The 1,108-nt window shown below is 36.6% G+C and carries 1 protein-coding gene and 1 pseudogene; one reads left to right on the top strand and one right to left on the bottom strand.

Annotation, left to right across the window (positions count from 1 at the left end):
• Window positions 1-98 (top strand): annotated as a pseudogene (locus F3G86_RS10830) (cell surface protein); the annotation flags it as partial.
• 35 nt (window positions 99-133) lie between these two features.
• Here the strand turns inward: F3G86_RS10830 and F3G86_RS10590 are convergent.
• The coding region (locus F3G86_RS10590) for a Cj0814 family flagellar-dependent secreted protein (RefSeq protein ID WP_188116471.1) at window positions 134-1,108 on the bottom strand (975 nt) is incomplete at its 5' end.

Below are 1,108 nucleotides of genomic sequence, written 5' to 3'. Positions count from 1 at the left end.
CAAGAGAGCTTTTAAATTTCAAAGAAAAAAGAGGCATAGACGTCTTAGAGCTTATGCAAAAGATAGATAAGAAGCAAATTTTAAATAAGATGGCTTAATGGATTAAAGACAGCCACCTTTTAAATTTATCTATTTAGATTTTTGTCTCATTTTGAAGCTTTGTGGCATGAGCCAGTACACTATCTACTATCTCGCCAGCACTTTTGTCATCTTTTGAAGTGAGTAAATTCCTTTTTAGTAGCTCTTCTAAGATAAATTTGATCATCTTCTCATTTTTCAAAAGCCTTGAGAGAGGCACTATATCATCAGCTAAGCTTTGCTCACTCATTAGCTTTGAGTAAGAGCTTGCTTCCACGCTAAGCTTCGTCTCGCCACTATCACTGGCGATAGGACTAAAGCTCTTTAAAAATCCCACAAACACGCCAGCACTGCTGTAAGTATCATCTGCTTGATATACCGACATATCAGGGTTAAATGTATATTCGTCGCTGGCTTTTGCATCAAGATGCTCTTTGCTAAAATTTAGCTCATAGACCTCGTGGCTTACTCCAAAGCCTCTAATCTCATCTCTAACGCTCCTTGCATCACTAACTTGATCAAATGTTTTATATACATTTGTAACGGATATTAGGCTCACATCTTTTAAGAAATTTGCATTTTTACCAAAGGTTTTTTGGTTAGTATCCATGCTAAAGCCTTTTGGCAAATTTGCTAGATCAGCTTCGCTATATCTACCTTTTTCATCGCCCACAATGCTTTTAAAAAGTTTATAGTAGTGCTTTGTAGTATCAGCTACGTCTATCTTTTCAAAGGCAGGCTTACTTCTATCTTGTGTGAAGAGATGTGTTTTGTTGTTGTATCTAACTATCTCATCAAGTGTGCTTTTATGGATTTTAAAGTCTTGCGGTAAGCCCGCTGCTTTGTTAAAATCAGCTCCCATAAAGCCAGCTTTATCTACTGTGTAGCCGTAAGCTTGAAGATCACTGAAATTTAAAGAGATGAGGCTGTTTTGTGAAGAAGTTGTATAAGTAAATTTAGCTGGCTCTTGGCTTGGCTTAATGCTCTCTTCTTTGGTTTTTTGGTTAAAAACATCACTAAAATTTGCAGA

Source organism: Campylobacter concisus, from assembly GCF_902460595.1.
Taxonomy (GTDB): Bacteria; Campylobacterota; Campylobacteria; order Campylobacterales; family Campylobacteraceae; genus Campylobacter_A; species Campylobacter_A concisus_BL.
The sequence above is the reverse complement of the archived record's forward strand: the minus strand, read 5'-3'. Positions and strand labels throughout refer to the sequence as shown.